Origin of the sequence: Pseudomonas sp. fls2-241-TYG-175, from assembly GCF_030209155.1 — a bacterium.
GTDB classification, from domain to species: domain Bacteria; phylum Pseudomonadota; class Gammaproteobacteria; order Pseudomonadales; family Pseudomonadaceae; genus Aquipseudomonas; species Aquipseudomonas viridiflava.
Window position 1 is genome coordinate 18,807 of the sequence record NZ_JARVSO010000056.1, and the last position, 22,622, is coordinate 41,428.

The window sequence follows — 22,622 nt, forward strand, 5'->3', positions numbered from 1 at the left end:
TCAACGTGTCAGGCCTTAGCCTCGTCGTAGGTTGGATAGTCCGTGTACCCGCGAGTAATCGAGTCCGGGACGCCATACCAGGTTGCACGGTCGGCCTCTGCGATCGGCCAGTTGTTTCTCAGACGTTCGACCAAATCCGGGTTGGCAATGAAAGGTCGGCCAAAGGCGATGAGGTCAAGATCGCCGCTCTCGAGCGCCAGTTCGGCAGTCTCACGGGTGAACCCGCCGGCTGCGATTAAAGCCCCGCGATAGGCTTGACGGAACTGAGAAGCGAAGCCTTCTGGAATACCCTGAGCACCGAGGGTCAACTGGTCGCTAAGGTGTACGTACGCCAGGTCCCGCTTGGAAAGCGCCTCAGCCAACGTCAGCCATGTCTCGGTTTCTTCGGCGTAGGGGTGCATGTCGAAAAGCCTGCCGAATGGCGAAAGGCGAACGCTCACCTTGTGGCTGCCGACCTCAGCGCAGAGTGCATCGAGAGTTTCGAGTATGAAGCGCTGGCGATTTTCGGGCGAGCCACCGTATTCATCCGTGCGTGTGTTCAAAGCACCGTTGATAAATTGCTCGAACAAATAGCCGTTGGCACCATGCAACTCAACACCATCAAAGCCTGCTTCGATGGCACGGCGAGCCGCTTCGACGAACTCGGCAGTGATGACGTGTATCTCATCCACCGTCAGCGCACGAGGCTTGCTGGCCTGTACAGGGCCCGGATGACCAGGCTCAATCCAGGCATAGGCCTTGGCGTTCTCTGCGGTAACCGCCACTGAGGACACCGGGGCGTCCTGGTTGGGCTGAATCGACACGTGAGACATGCGTCCGACATGCCAGAGTTGCGCGAATATCTGCCCACCTGCGTCGTGAACCGCATTGGTCACTTTGCGCCACGCTTGGGTTTGCTCGTCGTTATACAGACCAGGGTTGAACAGATATCCACACCCCTGTCGCGATATGGGGACGCCCTCGGTAATTATCAGCCCGGCCGATGCACGCTGTGCGTAATAGAGAATGGTGTGCTCATCAGGTATGTCCTGCAGCGCGCGAGCGCGGGTCATGGGAGCCATGACGATACGGTTGGTCAACGGCGTGCCGGCCAAATCAAAAGGCTGGAAAAGTTTGCTCATTACAGTTCTCGCATAGTCGTTTGAGAGCGAAATCACTCGGACGGGTCTTGAAGTGGATACCGAGGATAATTCATCAGCTCAAAGCGATTAATGAGCGCAAAAGCTAATCAACTTGTCATGCAGGGATGAAATGGGTTGAACCCCAGCCACGCCAATAGCAGGACAGGGTTCTGCGCCAGTGCGCATATCGCGCCGGGATTTCATCCTTGAACTCTCGAGTCCTTGGAATCAAAGCAGGATTATCTTTCGCTGGAACGAGATTAAAGTGTGGCCATGTCGATTTTCACTCACTGATTGAAAGCGCGGCCTGCAAAGCTTCACCGAGCGACACACCATTGCGCACGGCCGGTACGCACTTTAACCACTACAGATTAGAGAGATCACCACCATGGACGCACTCGTCAAGGGGATGCTCGACCGCGAAGAGATTCGTAACCTGAGAACGCTTTATGCACATCATCTGGACAGCAACAACATTCACTTACTCGACCAGGTTTTCTGCGCCGACGCAGTAGTGGAGGTTACGGTCGGAAAAATGGAAGGAATCGACGCCATACGCACTGGCCTTGAAGAGGCTTTTCGACTCTACGACCGTGACCATCAGGGGACCTACCCCTTCATGCACGTGATCGCCAACCATCGGGTCCAGCTGACGGGTCCGGACACCGCCGAAGGTCGCTGCTACCTGATCGATTTCGAGACGGCATCCAAGCCCGATCCCAATCCATTGCTGCTGTTGGGCCTCTATGCCGACGAGTACAAGCGCGTTGATGGGCAATGGCGCATCAGCCGTACGCGGCTTGAAGTTGTGTGGCCGCAGCGCGAGGCACATGCCCGTCATCAGACCACTACATCACAGGGAGAATGATCCATGTCCAAGCCTGTTGAACTGAGCATCCTGGATTACTCGCCTGTAGATGAAGGACTCATGCCAGCTGACGCTCTGGCCGCCTCAGTGCGACTGGCTCAGCATGTTGAAGCGAAGGGCTTCAAACGCTTCTGGGTATCCGAGCACCACGCGGCACCTGCGACAGCCGGTAACTCTCCGGAAATACTCATGTCCCGTATCGCCTCTGCAACCCGGACAATTCGCGTTGGCTCCGGCGGTGTGCTGTTACCCAACTACAGCAGCTTGAAGATTGCCGAGAACTACCAACTGCTGGAAGCGCTTTTCCCTGAGCGGATCGACCTGGGGTTTGGCCGCGCACCCGGCGCAGATCGCCGTACCGGCATCGCTCTCAATGACGAGAAGGGCAAGTCGCTGCCCTATTCACACAAGGTCGCTGACCTGCTGGGCTTCGTGACGGGTAACCATGCGCCGGGCTCAAGCTATGAGGGCATGCAGGCCCATCCCCACACTCAGAGCCGCCCGCAGCCTTTCGTCCTGGGTGCGTCAGGCGCGACGGCAGAGATTGCAGCACAAGCGGGCCTGGGCTTCACATTCGCTCACTTCATCAACCCGAGAGGCGACGGCCCGATAGCAGCTAAAGCCTACCGTGCGGCCTTTCAGTCGACTGATTTTTCGGACTCGCCAACGGTTATCGCCGCAGTGTTTGTGGCTGTGGGCGACACAGAGCCACAGGCCGAGGAGTTCGCCGACGCTTTCCATCTCTGGCTTACCTATGCCGAAAGTGCCAGCCCGTTCGACCGAGTACCTTCGCTGGCAACGACTCGTGCGCACCATTGGAGCCCTGAAGAGCTGGCAATACGCGAGCGTAATCGGGGGAGGCTCATCTCGGGGACCGCTCCTCAGGTCGCCCTACAACTACAAAGGCTTGCCAACGACTATGGCACCGATGAAGTCATGATTAACCTGATGATGCCTGGTGAAGCAGCACGGTTGAACGCCATTGATCTCCTTGGCGCCGAGTTGAAATCGACGCCCCTGAAGCAATTCGAGCACGGGGGCGGACCGAAGACTGCGAATGTGTATCAGTGATCAAGACTCACCCTGTTGCGCTCCATGCCTCCCATCGCCGGGTTTGGAAGGTGTGGTTACAGTGGTCATTCATGAGGGCTTGCCCCAGGCCTTTACTCGATTCTGCTTCAGTGAGCTGGATAGCCGAGGTGCGATAAAAATGAGCGGTGCGGTCCGGCTCTGACCAAAACAATGATATGAATGTAAAAATGTTCCATATAAAGTACTTAAATGGTTTCTGTGTTCTACATGGAGATCATTTTTTGACTAATTCATTGTGTTTCACTAGGCTGTCATCATGTCTGTACATGGTGACCCTCATGGCCCGTTCTTACTCATCCAACACGCTCGATGCGCTTAAAGTCATGGCTCAACTTATCCACCTTGCTCGCAAGAAAAAGGGGCTGACCGCCCAGGCTCTCGCAGACAAGGCGGGAGTATCGCGTGGCCTGATTCATCGCATTGAACGGGCCGATCCCAAGTGCGAAATAGGGGTGGTTTTTGAGCTGGCTTCGTTACTGGGCGTGCGTTTGTTTTCGGTCGACATTCCTCTTTCTGTACTGGGTGAGACGTTGGAGTCAAAGATTGCGGTCTTGCCTAAAGCGGTCAGAACAAACGCGCCGGTGGTAAGTAATGATTTCTAATCCTGATCAGTGCTTCGTTTGGGTGTGGCTCCCTGAAAAACTCGATCCTGTTGTGGCAGGGGTCCTGGCTCGTGACGAAAAGCGATTCGTGTTCCGCTATGGGCGTAGTTATCTGGAGCGCAAAGATGCCATTGCGCTCAGTTTGAAAGAGCTGCCCTTGGGGACTGGTGTTCTGGAACCGATAGATAATATGACGTTGCCGAGCAGCATCCGAGATGGCTCTCCGGATGCATGGGGGCGACGGGTCATCATGAATCGCGTTTTTGGAAAGCAGAATGCGGACGGCCAGTACGCTGATCTGGACGAAATGACCTATCTGCTCGAGTCCGGGTCGGACAGGATTGGTGCTTTCGACTTCCAGGTATCTGCGACCGAATATGTACCTAGAGTGTCGCGAGCGGCAACGCTGGAAGAGCTCCTGGAGGCCGCATCTCTTGTCGAAAAGGGTATTGCGCTCACTCCTGAGCTTGACCAGGCCTTGAATCATGGAACGTCTATTGGCGGAGCGAGACCAAAGGCTTTGATCGAGGCTGCCGGAGCTAAATACATAGCGAAATTTTCCGCATCCAACGACAGAGTCAATGTCGTTAAAAACGAATTTATTGCAATGCGCCTGGCTGAGAAATGCGGCATTGACGTAGCTCGCGTGGCGCTGGAGCATGCATTGGGCAAGGATGTACTTTTGATCGAACGGTTTGATCGACAGCCACTGAATGGCGGTTGGTCGCGCAAAATCATGGCATCTGCGCTCACCTTGTTCGGTCTGGACGAAATGCTGGCGAGGTATTGCAGCTACGAGTTGCTTACTGACATCGTCCGGGCTGATTTCTTCGACCCAAAACATGATTTGAGAGAGCTATTTTCCCGACTGGTATTCAATATTCTGTGCAGTAACACCGATGATCATGGACGAAACCACGCTGCTTTCTTCGATGGGAAGTCATACAGGCTCACCCCGGCGTACGATATCTGTCCTCAAGTTCGAACCGGCACAGAGGCCAGTCAGGCAATGCGTATTCTGGGCGCCAATAATCAAAGTCGTCTGGCTGTTTGTCTGGAGGCTAGAACGAAGTTCTTGCTTGGGGAAGATGAAGCGTTGGCGATTATTGAGCATCAGATTCGCACGATCGGAAAAGAGTGGGCTGGCGTCTGCGATGAGGCGCAAATTTCTACCATTGATAAGACGGTTCTAAGATCGACCCAGATGCTTCACCCTTACGCATTCGATGGTCTTTCCGGCTCGGCCCTTTACCTTGAAGAGCTGGGTCGCGAAATACGTAAAAGCCTTCAGAGCTGATCCCTGCTCCCCTGGTTTCGCCTAAAGACTTCAACCTCCAGGTATCTTCACCCGAGCATACTGATCCTGACCAATCCACCCCATAAACGAACGGTTGTCGCCATCGAAAAACTCAACCTTCGCCGCGCCATCCTTGAACGCCAGCACCCCAACCACATCACCCTTCACGATGTAAGCGCCACGAGTGGACCTGGCGTCCGGGGTTTTCTGCAGCCAGGCCTTGTCGACGGCAACGGTCACCAGTCCGATCCACTTTTTGCTCGCGGTCCGGCTCAGGTCCAGTCCTGTCGAAATGTCCGGCATCAGCACGTTCATGCAGCCAGGATGTTGCTGGCCTTGTTCGATGGTCAGAACCACACCATCGATGGACGGCTCCACGGTTCCCGGATAAACCTCATCGAGCCAGGAGGATACCGGGCTGGCTTTTCCTGACTCGACCTTGCCTTGCAAGTAGAACGCGCAACTGAACGTAGTGCCTGTTCCGCGTTCTTCGGCATAAAACCCCTCGATCTGTCCTTCGGGCGTGACAGCGAGCAACAGTTGCTCGTACTTGCCGGAGCGGAGCGTCAGGCCTTCGGCGAGAGCGGGTGTGCCAATGCATAGCGAGAGCGCTCCCGCGATCAGCCATCGGCAGGTGAAAAGTCGAGGTGTCATATTTACTTCCGGTGCCAGTGAGGGGGATTCCGTTCCTTCGATGGATTTGGAGGCTCATCGAATCTCGACTTCAAAGGCGTCCTGGGTGTCGAGACTTGTTAAACAGTCCAAAGCCCTAGACCAGCCCTTGAAAGACAGGCGAGTGTAATCCCTCGTATGGCAGATGAAACAGCTCATCCCAAGTCACGATGCGAATTTTCTGAGCACCGAAACGGTTTTCTCGTGAGATTGATGAAAAAGCGCACCTCGGCAGTTGATGCCCGGGTGCTCTTTTCTGATGTGTCCCGAAGTTCCAGCCCGTCAGGCCGGAACCGGGGCGTGTTCAGCGATCAGCCGTTCACGCTTGGCCTCTGCCCAGAAGTCGCCTGGGATAGCCACTTTCATGGACTGGGCATTGCTGGCGATTTGTCCCGGTACGCGGGAGCCGGGAATAATGGCTGAAACCAGTGGGTGGGCGGCAGCAAACTGCAGGGCGGCGGTGCGCATGTCGATACCATGACGTGCAGCGATGGCTGCGAGTTTGGCGCGGCGTTCGACGGCAAAGCGTGGCAAATCAGGTGAGAAGTTGAAGCGCTTGCCGCCGCCGAGGAAACCGTCATTGAGCGGTGTGCCAACCACTACGCTGGTGCCTTTTTTTGCCAGGGCGGGCAGCGTTCGTTCGAGCGCCTGATCGTGATCGATGATTGAGTACTGGCACGCCAGCAGGACGATGTCCGGCGTCGGATCGTCGCTTTCCACAGCGCGGACGGCGGCATCGGGGCGGTTGATGCCAAAGCCCCACGCTTTGATCAGGCCCTCGTCGCGCATCTTCTCCAGCTCGCGTATGGCGCCGGTGCGAGCAATCTCGTAGGCCGCTTCCCAGCCGCCTTGCAGTTCGGTGTTGTCTGGCGACAGGTCATGAATGTAAACCACATCCAGCCGTGCGAGTCCGAGCCGTTGCAGGCTGTCCTCTACCGAGCGTCTTGCGCCTTCGGCGGTGTAGTCATAGCGGTACTCAAAAGGCGCCGGAGAGGTCCAGATCGAACTATCGCCAACCGGCTTCCCTGCAGCCTTGAGCACGCGCCCGACTTTGGTGGAGATCACGTAATCGTCGGGGTTTCGGTTGTGCAGGAAACGTCCAAGACGATATTCGCTAAGACCGAAGCCGTAGAAAGGTGATGTATCAAACAGGCGCACCCCCGAATCCCAGGCAGACTGCAAAACGGCTGCGGCCTGTTCATCGCTGATGGGGGCGAAGATATTGCCGATCTGCGTGCCGCCCATGCCGAGGCGGTAAGGTGTCATGTAGCGAAGATTATGCTGAGACGGGTTTATTGGAAGGGTAGAACGCGTCACTTTCCCCTTGGTCGGCATTACGCTGCCGCGTTCGCCGGATGGTGGTGCACTGCTCAATGTCTGGGCACTGGCAGTCATCGGCAGGATTGTCGCTGCCAGCGCACTGCTCGCCGAAAGCCTGAGAAAGTCGCGTCGATCCATTGCAGGCTCCTTGCTTGAGGGTCTTTGGGAACAACCAGGAACCTCAAGATAGACGAGAGCTTTTGGGCAACGTGATCACAATCCGACTGTCTTTTTGCACAATCCTGCCGGGGCACTTGAGCGGATGGCGTGTTCTGCGCACACTGCGACTTTCCTCTTCGCAGAGTCGTCTTCATGAATCCATCCTTGACGTTTTCTGCATCCGGTCTTGATCGGAAAGGCGAGGGGCTGAGGCGACTCACTGAGCGGCTGACTGTGATAACCACGGGTAAAGAAGTCTGTCCCAGCGTGATCAAGGGGCTGACTTTCTACCGAATGGACGCGCCGGGGCTGCCGGATTATTGCGTCTACGAACCCTGTGTGGCGTTGATCGTTCAGGGCACCAAGCACACGGTTTTCGGGACCGAGGAAGTGGTGTCCGAGCCGGGCAGCTTTTTCGTGACATCCATTGATATTCCCACCACGGCCAAGGTGATACGCGCCAGCGCCGAGCGTCCCTATCTCTCGATCGTCTTGAAGCTCGATATGGCGTTGCTCCACGACATCGTTCAAAGCGTGCCGGAAGTCGACAGCACTATTCCGACCCGTTGTTACGCTGCGGGAGAAGCAACGGACGAGCTGATCGATGTGTTCGGTCGCCTTGTCGCCTTGCTGGATAGGCCGCAGGAAATTGCACTCATGGCGGATCTGGTCAAGCGAGAAGTCTGTCTTCGGCTGCTGCTCAGCGATGCAGGCTACTGGCTGCGCTGGATCGTCAGAGAAGGGTATCGTTCGCGAGGTATTGTGCGAGCCATCGACTGGCTCAAGCGAAACTACGCCGAGCCATTGCGAATTGCCGAGCTTGCCGGGATGGCAGGTATGGCCAGTTCGACCCTGCACCACAATTTTCGGCAGCTCACCGGTACCAGCCCGTTGCAGTATCAGAAGACGCTGCGCCTGCATGCCGCCCGCAGTCTGATGCTAACCGAGCGGCTTGACGCGAATACGGCAGGGTTGCGGGTCGGCTATGAAAGTGTTTCGCAGTTCAGTCGCGAGTACGCCCGGCGTTTCGGGGCGCCGCCCTCACGCGATATAAGGCAGGCGCGGCAGTTTGGCGATCAGCCAGCACCTGTCTGAGGCTGATGAGTCACTCAGCCTTCTCACCCGGCCCCATTTTCTCTTCAAGCTCGGCCATTTTGGCCTCCAGCGCTTCCAGGCGGGCGCGGGTGCGGGCGAGGACGGCCATCTGGCTGTCGAACTCTTCGCGGCTGACCAGATCCAGTTTGCTGAAGCCGCTTTGCAGCAGGGTCTTGAACTGGGTTTCGAATTCGCTGCGGGGCACGGGGGTTTCGCCGTTGAAAAGGCGCGAGGCATGGCCGCTGAGGGCGTCGAGGAAAGCTTTGGGCGCGAGCATGATGGTTTTCCTGAATCAGATGCACGGCAGTGTAGCACGCAGTGCCTATAGTCATTTCACAGGGGCGGCAGTGCGCGCTTATGGAGCAGGCGTGCGTGCACGTATGCACCAGCTTTGTGCGTTCTTATTGGCTGTGCCGGGCCTTGGCGGCCTTAATGCGGCCCAACGACCTGTATTTGATGAATATTCACGAGATGGCAAGCTTTCTGCTTAGTGGCTTGTGACCCATGCACTGATGCAGTCGCTGTGACGAATGCAGTGCGGCAGGCGGAGCGGGGAAGTGTTTCGTCAGAAGCGGTTTTCTGGCGTTGGTCTGGCCTGATCAGGCGACCGACGCGTTACAAAGCCAGACACTGCGCTTAGACTTGAGTCGGGTTTGTTTTCCTGGGGCAAGTCCACCAATTCGGGAGAAAGTTTTCATGAAGCTAGTCACTGCCATCATCAAGCCGTTCAAACTGGATGACGTCCGCGAGTCGTTGTCGGAAATCGGCGTGCAGGGCATCACCGTCACTGAAGTCAAAGGCTTCGGGCGTCAGAAGGGTCACACTGAGCTGTACCGCGGTGCTGAATACGTTGTCGACTTCCTTCCAAAAGTGAAGATCGATGTTGCCATCGATGACAAGGATCTGGATCGCGTCATCGAGGCCATAACCAAGGCCGCCAACACCGGCAAGATCGGTGACGGCAAGATTTTCGTGGTCAATCTGGAACAGGCCATCCGCATCCGTACCGGCGAAACCGATACCGACGCAATTTAAGCCGCCAAACCCCAACGCCCCAGGAGAAAACAATATGACTCTGCGTCAATTCGCAGGGCTAGGAGCCCTGTTGTCCCTTGCAGTACCTGGTCTGGCCCTGGCGGCTGATCCAGTGGCTGAGCCCGTGCTCAATTCCGGCGACACAGCCTGGATGTTGACGGCCACCGCGCTGGTCCTGTTCATGACCATTCCCGGCCTCGCCCTGTTTTACGGCGGCATGGTTCGCTCGAAAAACATCCTGTCCGTGATGATGCAGTGTTTTGCCATCACCGGCCTGATCAGCATCCTGTGGGTCGTTTACGGCTACAGCATCGCGTTTGACACCACCGGTATGGAAGCTGGCGTCGTCAACTTCAACTCCTTCTTCGGCGGCATGGGTAAAGCGTTCCTGGCGGGCATCACGCCATCGAGCATTACCGGCGCTGCGGCATTGTTCCCTGAGGCGGTGTTCGTCACCTTCCAGATGACCTTTGCAATCATCACTCCTGCCCTGATCGTCGGCGCCTTCGCAGAACGCATGAAGTTCTCCGCGATGCTGATCTTCATGGGTATCTGGTTCACCCTGGTATACGCGCCAATCGCCCACATGGTTTGGGGCGGCGTCGGTGGCCTGATGTGGGACTGGGGCGTTCTGGACTTCGCTGGCGGCACCGTTGTGCATATCAACGCCGGTGTAGCCGGTCTGGTCGCCTGTCTGGTACTGGGCAAGCGTAAAGGCTTCCCGACAACCCCGATGGCTCCGCACAACCTGGGTTACACACTGATCGGTGCCGCGATGCTGTGGGTAGGCTGGTTCGGTTTCAACGCAGGTTCTGCTGCAGCCGCCAACGGCACTGCTGGCATGGCCATGCTGGTCACTCAGATCGCGACCGCCGCTGCTGCACTGGGCTGGATGTTCGCCGAGTGGCTGACCCACGGCAAGCCAAGCGCTCTGGGCATCGCCTCGGGTGTGGTTGCAGGTCTGGTGGCTATTACGCCAGCAGCCGGTACCGTCGGCCCGATGGGTGCTCTGATCATCGGTCTGGCAGCAGGCGTGATCTGCTTCTTCTGCGCCACCAGCCTGAAACGCAAGCTGGGCTACGACGACTCCCTGGACGCATTCGGCGTGCACGGTATCGGCGGTATCGTCGGCGCGATCCTGACCGGCGTCTTCGCAGCGCCTGCACTGGGCGGCTTCGGCACTGTGACCGACATCGGCGCTCAGGTCTGGATTCAGTTCAAAGGCGTCGCGTTCACGGTCGTTTACACGGCCATCGTGACCTTCATCATCCTCAAGGTGCTGGACGCGGTCATGGGTCTGCGTGTCACCGAAGAGGAAGAGTCTGTCGGTCTGGACCTTGCACAACATAACGAGCGTGGCTACAACTTGTAAAAGCCGCTGCGCTGAAAAAAGAATGCCCGGTTTTGCCGGGCATTTTTTTGTCTGACGTTTGCGGATAAACCGCGGATTTCTGCTGTCATTGATGTGCCCGCGTCAATGATTTCGGCAACATGACGCAGCGCTTGTAACGTTGTCACGACAGTCTTCGTTAACGTGCAGGGAAGCCGGTTTATTGCGCGCTTTGCTTTTTTCTCAGGCGAGTTAGAATGCGCGCCGAAGGTGCGGAGAACGGTATGTGGCATCAATCCGGAATTACCTTGCGGGCCAGGCCTCGCGGGTTCCATCTGGTCACTGACGAGATACTGGCAGGCTTGCCTCAGCTGCGGGATTGTCGAGTCGGTCTGCTGCACTTGTGGCTGCAACATACCTCGGCCTCGTTGACCGTCAACGAGAATGCCGATCCGGCAGTACGTCGTGACTTCGAACGTTTTTTCAACCGGCTGGTGCCCCAGGGCGTGGCCGGACATGAACATAACGATGAAGGGCCTGATGACTTGCCCGCGCACTTCAAGTCCAGTCTGCTGGGCTGCCAGTTGCTGTTGCCGGTTACGGCGGGGCGACTGGCGCTGGGCACCTGGCAAGGCGTTTACCTGGGCGAACATCGAGATGCTGGTGGTTCTCGTAACGTCCTGGCCACTCTTCAGGGTGAATGGATATAACCGCTGGGGTCAGTGGTTATTGAATTTTTTCCGACAGCCTTAGACTCTTGGGGCTGCTGGGCTATAACTAATCTGCTTTCGCAAGTCATGAGGTACAACATGAGCGACGACGACAACGACAACGACGATCTGGTAGACGACCTGGAAGGCGAGGACGACGGCGAGGAGCTTGCCGCTGCTCCCGAAGACGACGTTGCCGAGGTGGATGATGCCGAGCCTTCGGCACCGGCTGCCAAAGGCAAGGCCAAGGCTGCAGTTTCGGTCGACGAGCTGCCCAGCGTAGAAGCCAAGAACAAGGAGCGTGATGCTCTTGCCCGTGCCATGGAAGAATTCCTGGCGCGTGGTGGCAAGGTGCAGGAAGTGGAGGCCAACGTGGTCGCCGATCCGCCCAAGAAGCCTGACAATAAATACGGCAGCCGCCCTATCTAAGGCAGCAGATGTCGTATGAGAACAAGCCCGCCGTCGCTGCGGGCTTTTTCTTGGCTGCGTTTTGAGAGGTGCCTGACTTCAGGCCCAGCGGGCCAGCACTTCGGGCAATTGCGACAGGTTGTGAATTTCCGCGTCCGGCAGCCGATCGGCATCCCAGACCTTGCCTTGCGGGTTGTACCAGATCGCCCGCATGCCTGCGCGCTGAGCGCCGGCGATGTCGTCACTCGGATGATCGCCGACATGCACGGCGGCACTGGCGTCCACATTGCCGCGTCTCAGAGCCTCCAGGAATGGCGCCGGATCCGGTTTGCCGATGCCCAGGTCTTCTGCGCACAGCGCAAAGGAAAAGTAATCTGCCAGACCCAGTCGGCGCACATCGGCATTGCCGTTGGTGATCACGCCGAGCGTGAAGGTTTTGGCGAGGATTTCCAGGGTCGGCTGCACGTCCGGGAATATCTGTACCTGATGACGCCCTTTCAGGAAAACCTCGAAGCTCTGGTCGGCCAGATCCTGTGCCTCGTCCTCTTCATAACCGGCGTCTTCCAGTGCATGGAAAAGCACCCGGCGACGCAGGGCGCTGATCCTGTGCTTGAACGACGGATCGGCCTCAACGAGTCGCGAGCGGATTTCCCACAGATGCTCCACCGGCACAGAGCCAAGCCTGGGCGCGTGTTCGGCCAGCCAGTCGCGCAATAACACTTCGGCGCCAGCAATGGCAGGCGCGCAGTCCCACAGTGTGTCGTCGAGGTCGAACGTCACCAGCTTAATCATCTACAGATCCTTTGCGTTTGGCGCGAGGGTGAGCGCTGTCATAAACAGTAGCCAAGTGCTGGAAGTCCAGGTGGGTATATATCTGCGTGGTTTTGATGTCGGCATGGCCCAGCAGCTCTTGCACGGCACGCAGGTCCTGTGAGGATTCAAGCAGGTGGCTGGCGAAAGAGTGGCGCAACATGTGCGGATGCAGGTTCTGCCCCAGCTCACGCTCGCCGAAGGCCTTGACCCGGCTTTGCACTGCACGAGGCCCCAGACGTGTGCCCCTGTGGCTGATGAACACGGCGTCGTCCTGCGGATTGGCCAGCGCACGCAGCGGCAGCCAGGCTTCCAGCGCCTGACGGGCCTTGCTGCCAACAGGCAGTACGCGAGTCTTGCTGCCCTTGCCCAGTACCTGCACCAGACCGTCGCGAAGGTCCAGCTGATCCAGATTCAGGCCGGTCAGTTCGGACAGGCGCAGGCCCGAGGAATACAGCAGTTCCAGAATGGCCTGATCGCGACGGGCCAGAAAGTCATCTTCGACCGCGCCGTCCAGCAGCTGCGAGGTTCGGTCGGTGTCCAGCGTCTTGGGCAGGCGGCGCTCGCCCTTGGGTGGCGACAGGCCGTTTGCCGGATCGTGCTGGCACACGCCTTCGCGGTTCAGGTACTTGTAGAAACCACGCACGGCGGAAAGCATGCGTGCGAGGCTGCGTGAGGACTGGCCCTGCTGATGCTGGCGGGCCGTGAAGCTGCGCAGGTGCTGAATGTCCAGCGCGGTCCAGCTGGGCAACTGGTTTTTCTTGCAGAACGCCAGCACCTTGTCCAGATCGCGCCGGTAGGCTTCCAGCGTGTGGGGCGACACCTGCCGCTCACTGCGCAGGTGCATGCAGTAGGCGTCCAGATGCTGTTCCATGGCTAGCGGACCGAACGCAGCGAGTGTGCAAAGCGTGGCAGCAGGCGGCTCAGCACGTCGGCGATGTAGCTGAGGAAAAGGGTGCCGACCGAGCTTTTGTAATGCTGCGGGTCGCGGCTACCAATGGCCAGCACGCCATGCAGGCCGAGGTGATTCAGGCTTGCAATGGCGGTCGAACCGACTTCCTTGCCTTGCTCTGCTCCGAACAGAAACGCCAGCTCATGCTCACGCAGAGCGCCACACACGACCTTGTCGCCGATCAGCCCGCCGATGGTCTTCTGCGCTTCTGCGCTGCTGACCCAGCGTCCGACCTGCATGGGGGTGTCGCTGAACAGGATCAGGCTGACGTAGGGCACCTGAAAGTCCTGACGCAGGCTGTCTTCCACGGCGATGACGATCTCATCCAGGCTGGTGGCATCCATCAACGCCAGATTCAGGCGACGGGTTTTCTCGAACAGCCGGTCGTTGTCCCGGGCCACGTCCATCAGTTGCGAAAGGCGATGGCGCATCTCGATGTTGCGCTCGCGCAGCAGCTTGAGCTGGCGCTCGACCAGCGAAACCGTGTCGCCACGCTGGTGCGGAATGCGCATCGACACCAACAGCTCGTCGTGCTCGGCGAAGAAGTCCGGATGCTGCAGCAGAAAGGCGATGACCGCCTCTGCTTCAAGGTTTGGCGCTGCGCTATCGGCAGGCGATTCGCTGGGGGTGCCGGTTGAAGCCGGAGGCTGATCGGTCATCACATATGCTCACTCAAAGACGAACCTGGCCTTCGTAAACCCTGACGGCCGGGCCAGTCATCATCACAGGATGCCCCGGGCCTGCCCATTCAATGGACAGCCGCCCGCCGGGCAAGTCGATCAGCAATGGCGACATCATCCAGCCCTGGGTGATGGCGGCCACTGCCGCTGCGCAAGCGCCGGTACCGCACGCCTGTGTTTCCCCGGCACCGCGCTCCCAGACACGCAACTGCGCGCGCTGACGATCCACAATGTGCAGGAACCCGACATTGACCCGTGCCGGAAAGCGCGGGTGATGCTCGATCTTCGGGCCCAGCTCGTGAACCGGGGCGTTGTTGATGTCATCCACCCGCAGTACCGCATGCGGATTGCCCATCGAAACGGCGGCGAGCTCAACGCTCTGTCCGTCTACATCGAGGGTATAGCTCGTGGCCTGGGCTGGTGCCTGAAACGGAATTTCATCCGGGATCAGGCGTGGCGGACCCATGTTGACGCTGATCTGGCCGTCGCTGCGGATATCCAGTTCGATGATGCCGCTTTTCGTCTCGACGCGGATCTGCTTTTTGGCCGTCAGACGCTTGTCGAGCACGAAGCGGGCGAAGCAGCGCGCACCGTTGCCGCATTGCTCGACTTCCGAACCGTCGGAATTGAAAATGCGGTAGCGAAAGTCCACATCCGGGTTATTCGGCGCTTCGACCAGCAGCAGTTGATCGAAACCGACACCGGTGTGCCTGTCGCCCCACTGTTTGGCGTGCTTGGGCAGAATATGCGCGTGCTGACTCACCAGGTCCAGGACCATGAAGTCGTTACCCAGCCCGTGCATTTTGGTAAAACGCAGCAGCATGGGTTTACTCCGGCAGCAGGCTTTCGCCAGCGAACAGCTCAGCCACGGTTTCGCGACGACGCACTTCAAAGGCTTGTGTGTCGTCCACCAGTACTTCAGCGGCACGACCACGCGTGTTGTAGTTCGAACTCATGACGAAACCATACGCGCCTGCCGAATGTACGGCCAGCAGATCAGCTTCGGCCAGCACCAGCTCGCGGCCCTTGGCCAGGAAGTCACCGGTTTCGCAGATGGGTCCGACGATGTCATACGGGCGTGCGGCGCCGTCGCGCGGGCGCACAGCCGTGACGTCCATCCAGGCCTGATACAGCGCCGGACGAATCAGGTCGTTCATGGCCGCATCGACGATTGCGAAGTCCTTGTGCTCGGTGTGCTTGAGGTATTCGACGCGGGTCAGCAGCACGCCTGCGTTGGCAACAATGAAGCGCCCCGGCTCGAACATCAGGCCCAGATCACGACCGGCCAGACGTTCGCGCACGGCCTTGATGTAATCCGCCACCAGCGGTGGCTCTTCATCGCGATAGCGAACGCCCACGCCGCCACCCAGATCGATATGGTGCAAATGAATGCCGCAGTCGCCCAGGCGATCAACCAGATCCAGCAGGCGATCCAGTGCGTCGATGAAAGGCTCGAGCGTGGTCAGCTGTGAGCCGATGTGGCAATCGACGCCGATCACTTCAAGGTTCGGCAACTGCGAGGCGCGTACGTAAACGTCTTCAGCGTCTGCAATGGCTATGCCGAACTTGTTTTCCTTGAGGCCGGTGGAAATATACGGGTGAGTGCCCGCATCGACATCCGGGTTAACGCGCAGGGAAATCGGCGCACGGACATTGAGCTCGGCCGCAACGCTCTGCAGACGCTCGAGCTCGTCGGTGGACTCGACGTTGAAACAGTGGACGCCGACTTCCAGCGCGCGACGCATGTCTTCACGGGACTTGCCAACGCCGGAAAACACGATTTTCTCGGCCTTGCCGCCTGCCGCCAGAACACGCTCCAGTTCGCCACGCGAGACGATGTCGAAGCCTGCGCCGAGGCGGGCCAGAACATTGAGCACGCCCAGGTTGGAGTTGGCCTTGACCGCAAAGCAGACCAGATGCGGCATGCCGTCCAGAGCGTCGGTATAGGCGCGATACTGCGCTTCGATGTGAGCGCGGGAGTAGACATAGGTCGGCGTGCCGAAGCGTTCGGCAATGGCAGACAAAGCTACACCTTCCGCGAACAGCTCACCGTCGCGGTAGTTGAAGGCGTCCATGGGATTCCCTTAAAGATGCTTGTGCGACGAGTGCGACTTGGCTTGTTCATCGGGAGACTTGGTGTCATCCGGCAGGTACAGCGGGCCTTTTTGACCGCAGGCCGTAACAAGACAAGCCACCGCGACGAGCGCAGCAAGCGAAGAGATCAGGCGCTTCATGGCGAAATCCTTTGTAAAAGCATTAATTGCGCCCGAGTATACCCACCACCCGGCGGCTTGCCTATGTGATGCTCCTCCCGTCCGGCGGGGTTTGGACGCGATTGTGCGGGCAATGGCCGGTTACGCCGGATTATTGCGTCAGGCTGCTGTCAATGACGGGTATGCTTTGCATTTGGCGGGTGGCGTCCGTATCTTGCCCCACTGCGCTTTCAGTAGACACTTTCGAGGTTCCCGCAATGAGTTTGACCGAAGCCCGCTTCCATGATCTGGTCGATGCCACCCAGCAAAATCTGGAAGATGTGTTCGATGAGAGTGGTCTGGACGTGGACCTTGAAAACTCGGCCGGTGTGTTGACCGTCAAGTTCGAAAACGGCTCCCAGCTGATCTTCAGTCGCCAGGAACCGCTGCGTCAGCTCTGGCTGGCAGCGCGCTCCGGCGGTTTCCACTTCGATTACGACGAAGTCGAGAGCCGCTGGGTCTGCGACACCAGCGATGAGCTGCTGAGCGAGATGCTGGCCCGTATGACGCTTGAACAGGCCGGCACCGAGCTGGACTTCGACGAGATCTGATCGTGAGCCAGAATCCTCAGCCTGCCGCCGTCAGGCCGCCCAAGCCATTGTTCAGCAATGTCAGCCCGGCTGTGCCATCGCCCTGCATCAGTACCTGTCGGCTGGATGAGCAAAAGGTCTGCCTGGGATGCTTTCGCCATGTCGAAGACATCCGCGAATGGCGCTCGGCCGATGATGACCGCCGCCGTCAGATCCGTCATCAGGCCGATCAGCGCCGCGCGCACGCCGAGTCGGGCCATGCTGCGGGCTGACGACTCGTCGGCTTGTGTATTTATTAGGCTGTGTTAGTGTCAGAACCTGCTTCTCTTGAAGAGAGGCCCACCAAAACCCCGCCCAGCCCGGCGGGGTTTTGCTTTTATAACGCGTGGAAAAAGGAGTCTGCCCAGATCATGAACACTGCCCCTTCACTCATCCTCACCCGGCTCGACGTACAGCGTCTTGAAAACCTGATCGACAGTCAGGACGATTCCATGCCGGGCATTCAGGCGCTACAGGCCGAGCTGGACCGAGCCGAGCAGGTGGTCGGTCACGATGAAGTGCCGGAAGGCGTGGTGACCATGAATTCCCGCGTGCACTGCCGCGAAGAGAGCAGCGGCAAAGACTATCACCTCACGCTGGTCTATCCGAAGGATGCAGGCGTCGAAGGCACGGTTTCAGTGCTGGCCCCGATGGGTTCTGCATTGCTCGGCCTGCAGGTCGGCCAGCACATCGACTGGCCCGCGCCGGGCGGCAAGACCCTGAAACTGACCCTGCTTGCGGTCGAGTACCAGCCGGAAGCGGCAGGCGAGTATCAGTAAGCCGCCTCCCACGGTCTGTTATCTGATCGTGCCAATGCTCCGCGTTGGCATGCAGCCCGGGACGCTCCGCGTCCCATTGGGTCGGCTTACGCAGAACGTGATGAGCGACCGGACTCGATAGCCTTCGCCTCACGCCTCATCCATCGCCTCGTTGAGCAGCTTTTCCAGTTCCGCCTTGTGGCGCAGGAACAGGATGCTCTGGCCGTGCCCGTCATCCAGCAGGCCCGACAAGTCCAGGTCGGTGATGTAGCAGCGGTAGCGTTTGGGTTCCAGGCGCTTGCCCAGAATCTGCATGGCCACCGCCTCGTACAGCTGATCGCCATATTCCAGCTCGGAAAACTCGCGGTTGTCGCAGTACAGCGTGACGTTGATCTGCCCCGGCGAGGTTTCTTCAATGATCGCCTGCACGTCGTAAAACGGCTTGTCCGCCGCAGTCGGGGCTGGACGCGGTTCAATGCGGCGGGCACGGGAGTTGCCGGACGGCATGACCTGGTAATAGAGCGTTTCGAGCATGACCGGCTCGCTGGGATCGTCCAGTGGCAACGACGCGCCCCGGCGGTAAACCAGCGAGTGGAAGAAACGCTGCAGCGGCATCAGCAGGCTTTGTTCATCGTGATAAGGCAGGCGCTGGTGCCAGAGTGAATTGTGCTCGTCCAGCACATACAGGTCCGCTTCTGCCTCGTTGATCCGGTAAAACACCTGAATGCACTCCGGCTGCCCGAACGGCAGGATCAGCGCCAGGTCATGCTCGTCCAGCGCATGCGGGTCCAGATGCAGCGGGCTATAACGCGGCAGTTCTTCGCCCAGGTACTTGAACAGCCCTGGCAGACTGTTGACCACCACATGACCAACCCGGCCCGGCACCATTTCCAGTACGTGATATTGCTGCTGCACCTGAATCAGGTAGCGGTGATTGAGCTGCCGGGCGAGCAGCAGGCGTGCAGTGCTGACCAGTTCCTCGACGCGCTGCGCAATGGCCGGGGCGCGGTTGTGGCAGAAGCAGCGCACATGAATCTTCGGCTGACTCGCGCCTTGCGGCAGGCTGCCAAGCAACTCGCTCAGACAGTCGAGCAACGCGTGCGGACCGTCGTAACGGCTGACCAGCGTTTCATTCCAGGTATTGAGCGTGATCTGATCCAGGGTCAGTACCAGGTTTTCGCGTACGCCTGCGTAACTGAGTGAGTCAGTGCGCTCGGTCGTCATGAGAATGTTCAGGTCGCGGTGATGCCTGAGCGGATCGACACCGACATTGACCAGCAGCAGTATTTCCCTGGGTTCGCTTGGCTGCAGGAGTGCTTCATCGCTGACATCGGGCAGCGGCAGCTCAATGGTCTGCTGCAGGGCACCGAGCAGGTTGAACAGCTCGAATTCGCTCAGATCACTGGTGCCGGGGTGCAGCGCCAGGCGGGTGGAGGTGTCGATCACGTTGTTGCGGTGACACCACGCCAGCAGCTCAAGCAGTTCGCGGCTGCGCTTGATCGGCGAGAAGTTGGCCAGTTCGTGAATGCCGAGGTTGCCGTTGTACAGCGCCCATTGGTGTTTGCCGGGTTCGCGTTTGTCGGGCGAGTGCACCAGCGTCAGCGTGTCCTCGGCCAGGTCCGGCGCAATCCCCGGATTGATGAACTCGACCTTGCCGGCCTTGCGCTCGAAAGCGGCGTACAGGCGGCGGCCCAGAATCGTCAGGTCGCGTGCATCCAGCGCTTCTGCGGTGCTCTGCAGGCGGGCGAACTGAGTCTGGAAGCGGTAACTGTAATTCAACTCGTTGACCAGCGCGCGGCGTTCATGCGCCACCTGACGTACCTTCCACTGGCTGCGGCTGTCGAGCAGCGCCAGTTGACGGTCATCCCAGCCCCATTCGCGGGTCAGGCGCTCCATCAATTGCCGCTGCCAGCTGTTGCTGCGCTGTCGGGCGGGACCTGTGAGTTTCTTGTTGACCTTCAGGTACAGACTGCGCCGGACCAGCTCCAGGCGCTCGGTTTCCTTGCGCGCCAGCAGGTGCTCTTCGATACGGCGATACACGACCATGTAAGGGTCGAGTTCGTCCAGGTCCAGTTGATTGGCGAACACGGCCTGCTTGAAGCGCAGGCTCAGGCACTGAACGGCGGGATGCTCGCTGGAGTACACCTCGATCAGCAACAGCTTGAGCACCGACTTGTAGGGAGATTCGATGCCTTTGAACAACTGCCACAGGCCCGCACCGACGAACTCCGCAGGCGGGATCTGCGCCATCGGGCCAAGGTCGATGACCTCGTCTGCGCGGATGAATCGCTTGGACAGCAAGGTGTGGGTGTAGTCCTCGTAACCCTGCTCTTCATAGACAGGCACCAGCCACCACATCGGTGTGCGCCCGGCGAGCCAGATGGCGGTGCGATAGAACTCGTCCAGCAACAGGTAGTGCTGGGTCGTGCCGCAATCGTCGGAGCTGAGTTGCGTGTCGCGATCCCCAACCTTGAAACGCTGCGGATCAATCAGAAAGAAATGAGCTTCCGCGCCCATGGTCGCTGCCCAGGCTTCGAGTGCCTGACATTTCTTGCGCAGCTCGGCGATGGCTTCTTCTTCAAGCGCGCTGTCATGACAGACCCACACATCCATGTCGCTCTGTTCGGCCTGAGCCAGGGTGCCGAGACTGCCCATCAGAAACAGGCCATGAATCGGCTGCGGCGGATTGCCGTGACGGACCTTGTAGGAGAACGAACGTGTGAGCCGCTGCGCTTCGGCCAGCGCCAGTGCATCGGGCTCGTAATGAGAGACACCGGCAGGCGTGCTGCTGGAGACGTATCCCGGCAACAACGGATGGTTCACATGAAAGAACAGCGGCAGCAGGGTCAGCACGGTCTGCTGGCGGGTCGACATTCCTTCCATGGCACGGGCGTACCGCCCGTCATTGAGAGTCAGGAAGCGGTTACGCAACTGGCTGAGGACCTTGCGGTCGATCCCCTCATCCAGGTCGGGGCGAATTTCAAGATTACGCGTCATCGCAACTCAAGGCATCTGGCCTGTGGCAGGCGTGGATTAACTGAGCAAGATGGCGAAGAAGGTTTGCAGCCGAAAGAATGCAGGTTCGGTCGGGTTGTTATTCTGGCGCCAATTTTCTATATCGACCGTGACCGCAATAAATAAAGGGCTTGTCGCGCAGTTTTTGCGCGCAAGCCCTCAGGGCACTCAGGCCGCTTCTCGGGATACGTTCAGAATGGTCAGCAACGATTGGGCGTGCTCGGCAGCTTCAAGGCCCAGGCTGGTGAGATAACCGCCATCGACCTGGGTCGTCAGTCCTTTTTCAAAGAGTCTTTTAGCAGCTGCAATGGCTGTCGGGGCCGCCACGTGGTGGACTTTGAGGCCTTCCTGGGTATTGCCCAGGTTGAACAGTGCAAGGATTTCCAGTTCGGCAACCAACTCAGGGGTATACGACATAGGTGCTCCAGACTTTTTGTAGTAGTACGACCTCGCAGGCTGCGGGTGTGCTCTGGAATCGACATGTCCGTGCTGCGCTGTCGGTTCTGGATGACCGCTAAAGCCGGCTTGGCGTGAGAGCCCCGGAGGATTTAGCGGCAGCGGGGCTTTTGCAGTGTAGTCCAGCGTCTGGAAACTTTGCAGCATATATCTGAAGGGTTTTTATCTGGTCTGCCGGTTATTTTTCTGGCGGCAATTCCGGCAGCGCGCGCAGGGCGGCTTCGTACCATTCTGTGTCGAACGGGCGGTCCTGCTCCAGTAATGCGTCGATCTCGATGGCCAGTACATGGGCCATCATTTCGAGAATGTCGTCGCGCTCATAACCGACCAGCGTCAGCTTGTTGAGCGTGGCTTTGGCCGCAGGCGGATTATCGGCCTCGATCTGGTTTTCGATGGCTTCGATCAAGGTCGAAGCAGCGAATTCTTCTTCATCATTGTCGATGGCGTCGGTCATGGTCATTCCTCGGGTAAGGCGCGCAGTCTAACCGGATTCTTCCGAGGGGGCATTCGTAAGACCAGGTGAAGATAGGCGTAGGAAGCGTCTTGTAACATTCCATTTTTGATATAAATCATTGATTAATAAAGGTAAATCTATAGGGTTTGGCGCATCTGCCCTGGGCAGTCGACAGTCAGGTCAAGGAGGCCGGAGATGCTGAAACTTTACGGATTTGCCTCAAGCAATTATTTCAATATGGTCAAGCTGGCGCTGCTGGAGAAGCAGTTGCCGTTTCAGGAAGTGCCGCTGTTTGGCTGCCAGAACCCCGAAGTGCTCGCCGTCAGTGCGCGCGGCAAGGTCCCGGTGCTGGGAACGCCGGATGGCTTCATCAGCGAGACGGACGTCATCCTGCGTTACATCGAAGAGACCTGTCCGGACCGACCGTTACTGCCTGCCGACCCCTTCGTGCGGGCTCAGGTCTGGACCATCGCCAAGGAAATCGAGCTCTACATCGAGTTGCCTGCGCGGGTCTGCTACGCCGAAGTGATCTTCGGTGGCAGGCCCACACCGCCGGACCTGAAGGCCAAGGCGCGTCGCGACCTGATCAAGGGCATTGCCGCACTGGCCCAGCGTGCGCGCTTTGCGCCTTACGTAGCGGGCGAGCAATTCAGCGTGGCGGATGTGTATTTTCTGTACAGCATCGATCTGGCCCAGCAGGTAGGCGAGCGACTGTTCGATCTGGACTTTCTGGGCGACATGCCGAAAGCGCAAGCCTTGCTGGAGCGGCTGGCATTGAATCCGAATGTGCAGAGAGTGGCGGCAGACAAAGAAGCCGACTGGCCGACGTTCATGGCGCGGGTGAGGCCGGTGGGGCTGTAGGCAGGGTAAGAACCTTATCGTTCCTATGCTCCTGCGCTCAGCGTTATACATAAGTCCGCCTCAACACTGATCGTGCCCATCGCTCCGCGTGGGCATGCCTCCCGTG

26 protein-coding genes are annotated in these 22,622 nt (G+C 58.6%); 13 read left to right on the top strand and 13 right to left on the bottom strand.

Annotated elements, in window-relative coordinates:
• Positions 1–8: 8 nt before the first annotated feature.
• A complete protein-coding gene (locus QRN20_RS25375; RefSeq protein WP_217670123.1) occupies positions 9–1,121 on the bottom strand; it encodes an alkene reductase in 1,113 nt (370 codons plus the stop codon).
• 388 nt (positions 1,122–1,509) lie between these two features.
• Here QRN20_RS25375 and QRN20_RS25380 point away from each other — a divergent pair, with 388 nt between their 5' ends.
• From QRN20_RS25380 to QRN20_RS25395, 4 genes are all read left to right on the top strand, one after another.
• Entirely contained in the window at positions 1,510–1,989 is a 480-nt protein-coding gene (locus QRN20_RS25380) for a nuclear transport factor 2 family protein (protein ID WP_058430396.1), read from the top strand.
• Positions 1,990–1,992: 3 nt separating this feature from the next.
• Positions 1,993–3,060: an LLM class flavin-dependent oxidoreductase gene (locus QRN20_RS25385; protein ID WP_058430395.1), complete on the top strand. Its 1,068-nt coding sequence runs from the start codon at positions 1,993–1,995 to the stop codon at positions 3,058–3,060.
• A 299-nt stretch (positions 3,061–3,359) separates the two neighbouring features.
• Complete coding sequence (locus tag QRN20_RS25390; protein ID WP_058430394.1) at positions 3,360–3,683, top strand: helix-turn-helix transcriptional regulator; 324 nt, start codon at positions 3,360–3,362, stop codon at positions 3,681–3,683.
• The gene (locus QRN20_RS25395; protein WP_122418744.1) at positions 3,673–4,980 is read left to right on the top strand and encodes a type II toxin-antitoxin system HipA family toxin; all 1,308 of its coding nucleotides are present in this window, start codon (positions 3,673–3,675) and stop codon (positions 4,978–4,980) included. The genes QRN20_RS25390 and QRN20_RS25395 overlap by 11 nt, the downstream gene beginning before the upstream one ends.
• A 30-nt stretch (positions 4,981–5,010) precedes the next feature.
• Here QRN20_RS25395 and QRN20_RS25400 read toward each other — a convergent pair whose 3' ends face one another.
• On the bottom strand, positions 5,011–5,634 hold the full coding sequence (locus QRN20_RS25400) for a hypothetical protein (RefSeq protein ID WP_122575729.1): 624 nt from the start codon (positions 5,632–5,634) through the stop codon (positions 5,011–5,013).
• A 300-nt stretch (positions 5,635–5,934) separates the two neighbouring features.
• Positions 5,935–6,918 carry an aldo/keto reductase gene (locus QRN20_RS25405; RefSeq protein ID WP_122418756.1) on the bottom strand — a complete coding sequence of 328 codons (984 nt, stop codon included), beginning with the start codon at positions 6,916–6,918 and terminating at the stop codon, positions 5,935–5,937.
• 366 nt (positions 6,919–7,284) lie between these two features.
• On the opposite strand from QRN20_RS25405, the gene QRN20_RS25410 reads away from it, so the two are divergent.
• Complete coding sequence (locus QRN20_RS25410) at positions 7,285–8,226, top strand: AraC family transcriptional regulator (protein WP_029241400.1); 942 nt, start codon at positions 7,285–7,287, stop codon at positions 8,224–8,226.
• 10 nt (positions 8,227–8,236) lie between these two features.
• Here QRN20_RS25410 and QRN20_RS25415 read toward each other — a convergent pair whose 3' ends face one another.
• Entirely contained in the window at positions 8,237–8,503 is a 267-nt protein-coding gene (locus QRN20_RS25415) for an accessory factor UbiK family protein (RefSeq protein ID WP_025993255.1), read from the bottom strand.
• A 419-nt stretch (positions 8,504–8,922) separates the two neighbouring features.
• On the opposite strand from QRN20_RS25415, the gene glnK reads away from it, so the two are divergent.
• The 4 genes from glnK (at position 8,923) to sutA (ending at position 11,730) form a co-directional block, all read left to right on the top strand.
• Entirely contained in the window at positions 8,923–9,261 is a 339-nt protein-coding gene (glnK, locus tag QRN20_RS25420) for a P-II family nitrogen regulator (RefSeq protein ID WP_002555808.1), read from the top strand.
• Between the two features lie 34 nt (positions 9,262–9,295).
• Entirely contained in the window at positions 9,296–10,633 is a 1,338-nt protein-coding gene (locus QRN20_RS25425) for an ammonium transporter (protein WP_004887406.1), read from the top strand.
• A gap of 242 nt (positions 10,634–10,875) precedes the next feature.
• Positions 10,876–11,301, top strand: coding sequence for a secondary thiamine-phosphate synthase enzyme YjbQ (locus QRN20_RS25430; protein WP_025993253.1), 426 nt, complete (start codon positions 10,876–10,878; stop codon positions 11,299–11,301).
• Between the two features lie 99 nt (positions 11,302–11,400).
• Entirely contained in the window at positions 11,401–11,730 is a 330-nt protein-coding gene (gene sutA / locus QRN20_RS25435; protein WP_004887402.1) for a dormancy-specific transcriptional regulator SutA, read from the top strand.
• Between the two features lie 78 nt (positions 11,731–11,808).
• On the opposite strand, the gene QRN20_RS25440 is transcribed toward sutA, so the two are convergent.
• From QRN20_RS25440 to lptM, 6 genes are read right to left on the bottom strand one after another with little or no spacing between them, the layout of a single operon-like run.
• The gene (locus QRN20_RS25440; protein ID WP_004887399.1) at positions 11,809–12,501 is read right to left on the bottom strand and encodes an HAD family hydrolase; all 693 of its coding nucleotides are present in this window, start codon (positions 12,499–12,501) and stop codon (positions 11,809–11,811) included.
• Entirely contained in the window at positions 12,494–13,393 is a 900-nt protein-coding gene (xerC, locus tag QRN20_RS25445) for a tyrosine recombinase XerC (protein WP_032652342.1), read from the bottom strand. Before xerC ends, QRN20_RS25440 begins: the two co-directional genes overlap by 8 nt.
• Positions 13,394–13,395: 2 nt before the next feature.
• A complete protein-coding gene (locus QRN20_RS25450) occupies positions 13,396–14,130 on the bottom strand; it encodes a DUF484 family protein (protein ID WP_029241396.1) in 735 nt (244 codons plus the stop codon).
• A 13-nt stretch (positions 14,131–14,143) separates the two neighbouring features.
• Positions 14,144–14,974, bottom strand: a complete 831-nt coding sequence (dapF, locus tag QRN20_RS25455) for a diaminopimelate epimerase (protein ID WP_004887393.1) — start codon at positions 14,972–14,974, stop codon at positions 14,144–14,146.
• Between the two features lie 4 nt (positions 14,975–14,978).
• Positions 14,979–16,226 carry a diaminopimelate decarboxylase gene (lysA, locus tag QRN20_RS25460; RefSeq protein WP_096768060.1) on the bottom strand — a complete coding sequence of 416 codons (1,248 nt, stop codon included), beginning with the start codon at positions 16,224–16,226 and terminating at the stop codon, positions 14,979–14,981.
• A 9-nt stretch (positions 16,227–16,235) separates the two neighbouring features.
• A complete protein-coding gene (gene lptM, locus QRN20_RS25465; protein WP_004887391.1) occupies positions 16,236–16,385 on the bottom strand; it encodes an LPS translocon maturation chaperone LptM in 150 nt (49 codons plus the stop codon).
• A gap of 236 nt (positions 16,386–16,621) precedes the next feature.
• Here lptM and cyaY point away from each other — a divergent pair, with 236 nt between their 5' ends.
• The 3 genes from cyaY to rnk all read left to right on the top strand — a co-directional run bounded on the left by cyaY (position 16,622) and on the right by rnk (position 17,751).
• Positions 16,622–16,954 carry an iron donor protein CyaY gene (cyaY, locus tag QRN20_RS25470; RefSeq protein ID WP_004887389.1) on the top strand — a complete coding sequence of 111 codons (333 nt, stop codon included), beginning with the start codon at positions 16,622–16,624 and terminating at the stop codon, positions 16,952–16,954.
• On the top strand, positions 16,954–17,205 hold the full coding sequence (locus QRN20_RS25475) for a DUF1289 domain-containing protein (RefSeq protein WP_371306703.1): 252 nt from the start codon (positions 16,954–16,956) through the stop codon (positions 17,203–17,205). The genes cyaY and QRN20_RS25475 overlap by 1 nt, the downstream gene beginning before the upstream one ends.
• 138 nt (positions 17,206–17,343) lie before the next feature.
• The gene (rnk, locus tag QRN20_RS25480; protein ID WP_029241393.1) at positions 17,344–17,751 is read left to right on the top strand and encodes a nucleoside diphosphate kinase regulator; all 408 of its coding nucleotides are present in this window, start codon (positions 17,344–17,346) and stop codon (positions 17,749–17,751) included.
• A gap of 129 nt (positions 17,752–17,880) precedes the next feature.
• Here the strand turns inward: rnk and QRN20_RS25485 are convergent, their stop codons facing one another.
• From QRN20_RS25485 to QRN20_RS25495, 3 genes are all read right to left on the bottom strand, one after another.
• Positions 17,881–20,727 carry a class I adenylate cyclase gene (locus QRN20_RS25485; RefSeq protein ID WP_058430386.1) on the bottom strand — a complete coding sequence of 949 codons (2,847 nt, stop codon included), beginning with the start codon at positions 20,725–20,727 and terminating at the stop codon, positions 17,881–17,883.
• A gap of 186 nt (positions 20,728–20,913) precedes the next feature.
• A complete protein-coding gene (locus QRN20_RS25490) occupies positions 20,914–21,162 on the bottom strand; it encodes a TIGR02647 family protein (protein ID WP_004887382.1) in 249 nt (82 codons plus the stop codon).
• Between the two features lie 217 nt (positions 21,163–21,379).
• Positions 21,380–21,655 (bottom strand): hypothetical protein, encoded by a 276-nt coding sequence (locus QRN20_RS25495; RefSeq protein ID WP_004887379.1) that lies wholly within the window; start codon positions 21,653–21,655, stop codon positions 21,380–21,382.
• Positions 21,656–21,850: 195 nt separating this feature from the next.
• Here QRN20_RS25495 and QRN20_RS25500 point away from each other — a divergent pair, with 195 nt between their 5' ends.
• Entirely contained in the window at positions 21,851–22,516 is a 666-nt protein-coding gene (locus QRN20_RS25500; RefSeq protein WP_096768058.1) for a glutathione S-transferase family protein, read from the top strand.
• Positions 22,517–22,622 lie beyond the last annotated feature (106 nt).

Coding starts and splice junctions, on each gene's coding strand:
- QRN20_RS25375 (WP_217670123.1), bottom strand. CDS start 1,121: ATGAGCAAACTTTTCCAGCCTTTTGATTTGGCCGGCACGCCGTTGACC.
- QRN20_RS25380 (WP_058430396.1), top strand. CDS start 1,510: ATGGACGCACTCGTCAAGGGGATGCTCGACCGCGAAGAGATTCGTAAC.
- QRN20_RS25385 (WP_058430395.1), top strand. CDS start 1,993: ATGTCCAAGCCTGTTGAACTGAGCATCCTGGATTACTCGCCTGTAGAT.
- QRN20_RS25390 (WP_058430394.1), top strand. CDS start 3,360: ATGGCCCGTTCTTACTCATCCAACACGCTCGATGCGCTTAAAGTCATG.
- QRN20_RS25395 (WP_122418744.1), top strand. CDS start 3,673: ATGATTTCTAATCCTGATCAGTGCTTCGTTTGGGTGTGGCTCCCTGAA.
- QRN20_RS25400 (WP_122575729.1), bottom strand. CDS start 5,634: ATGACACCTCGACTTTTCACCTGCCGATGGCTGATCGCGGGAGCGCTC.
- QRN20_RS25405 (WP_122418756.1), bottom strand. CDS start 6,918: ATGACACCTTACCGCCTCGGCATGGGCGGCACGCAGATCGGCAATATC.
- QRN20_RS25410 (WP_029241400.1), top strand. CDS start 7,285: ATGAATCCATCCTTGACGTTTTCTGCATCCGGTCTTGATCGGAAAGGC.
- QRN20_RS25415 (WP_025993255.1), bottom strand. CDS start 8,503: ATGCTCGCGCCCAAAGCTTTCCTCGACGCCCTCAGCGGCCATGCCTCG.
- glnK (WP_002555808.1), top strand. CDS start 8,923: ATGAAGCTAGTCACTGCCATCATCAAGCCGTTCAAACTGGATGACGTC.
- QRN20_RS25425 (WP_004887406.1), top strand. CDS start 9,296: ATGACTCTGCGTCAATTCGCAGGGCTAGGAGCCCTGTTGTCCCTTGCA.
- QRN20_RS25430 (WP_025993253.1), top strand. CDS start 10,876: ATGTGGCATCAATCCGGAATTACCTTGCGGGCCAGGCCTCGCGGGTTC.
- sutA (WP_004887402.1), top strand. CDS start 11,401: ATGAGCGACGACGACAACGACAACGACGATCTGGTAGACGACCTGGAA.
- QRN20_RS25440 (WP_004887399.1), bottom strand. CDS start 12,501: ATGATTAAGCTGGTGACGTTCGACCTCGACGACACACTGTGGGACTGC.
- xerC (WP_032652342.1), bottom strand. CDS start 13,393: ATGGAACAGCATCTGGACGCCTACTGCATGCACCTGCGCAGTGAGCGG.
- QRN20_RS25450 (WP_029241396.1), bottom strand. CDS start 14,130: ATGACCGATCAGCCTCCGGCTTCAACCGGCACCCCCAGCGAATCGCCT.
- dapF (WP_004887393.1), bottom strand. CDS start 14,974: ATGCTGCTGCGTTTTACCAAAATGCACGGGCTGGGTAACGACTTCATG.
- lysA (WP_096768060.1), bottom strand. CDS start 16,226: ATGGACGCCTTCAACTACCGCGACGGTGAGCTGTTCGCGGAAGGTGTA.
- lptM (WP_004887391.1), bottom strand. CDS start 16,385: ATGAAGCGCCTGATCTCTTCGCTTGCTGCGCTCGTCGCGGTGGCTTGT.
- cyaY (WP_004887389.1), top strand. CDS start 16,622: ATGAGTTTGACCGAAGCCCGCTTCCATGATCTGGTCGATGCCACCCAG.
- rnk (WP_029241393.1), top strand. CDS start 17,344: ATGAACACTGCCCCTTCACTCATCCTCACCCGGCTCGACGTACAGCGT.
- QRN20_RS25485 (WP_058430386.1), bottom strand. CDS start 20,727: ATGACGCGTAATCTTGAAATTCGCCCCGACCTGGATGAGGGGATCGAC.
- QRN20_RS25490 (WP_004887382.1), bottom strand. CDS start 21,162: ATGTCGTATACCCCTGAGTTGGTTGCCGAACTGGAAATCCTTGCACTG.
- QRN20_RS25495 (WP_004887379.1), bottom strand. CDS start 21,655: ATGACCGACGCCATCGACAATGATGAAGAAGAATTCGCTGCTTCGACC.
- QRN20_RS25500 (WP_096768058.1), top strand. CDS start 21,851: ATGCTGAAACTTTACGGATTTGCCTCAAGCAATTATTTCAATATGGTC.